The organism is Dorea sp. AM10-31 (assembly GCF_003435815.1).
Lineage (GTDB): Bacteria > Bacillota > Clostridia > Lachnospirales > Lachnospiraceae > Dorea_D > Dorea_D hominis.
The window spans coordinates 1-529 of sequence record NZ_QTUV01000018.1 but is presented as its reverse complement, the minus strand read 5'-3'; the positions used below and the strand labels follow the sequence as shown (position 1 = coordinate 529).

At 25.0% G+C, this 529-nt stretch carries 1 protein-coding gene; it reads right to left on the bottom strand.

Annotation, left to right across the window (positions count from 1 at the left end; all coding sequences use genetic code 11):
• Nucleotides 1–529, bottom strand: a 529-nt coding sequence (locus DW125_RS13935) for an aminoglycoside phosphotransferase family protein (protein ID WP_147323707.1), incomplete at both ends; no start/stop codon positions are given.

Below are 529 nucleotides of genomic sequence, written 5' to 3'. Positions count from 1 at the left end.
ATAAACAATAGTTTCAATAGGATAATATTCTTCAACTATATCTTGATATTCTTTTGCTTTCTCAATATCTATATTTCCATACATTCTTAATATATCTTCTCCAAAATTTGTTCCTATTTCTTCTTCACTATCTTCAAGTAAGTATATAAAATCACAATATTCATCTATAATTCCAGAATCTCCAAAATCAATTATTCCAGTTAATCTATTATTGCCATCTAACAATAGATGATTACAACTAAAATCATTATGGCATAAACACTTTTTACCCTCAAAAACTGTTGTTGCATTTAGTCTTTCCATAAAACTTTCTATATAATCTTTTTCTATATCAGTTAAATCATTATAAATAGTTTCACGCAACAATATATACTCTTCTAATACATTTTGTTTATTATCAATAGTACATTCACTAATATCTGTATAATCTAAACCGTGCATTTGTCTTAAAAAACTGGCAATATCTCGTTTTAACAAATTTTGTTCTTCTTCTGACATAGTAGAATAAATTTCTGGTGTTAAAAAAGTT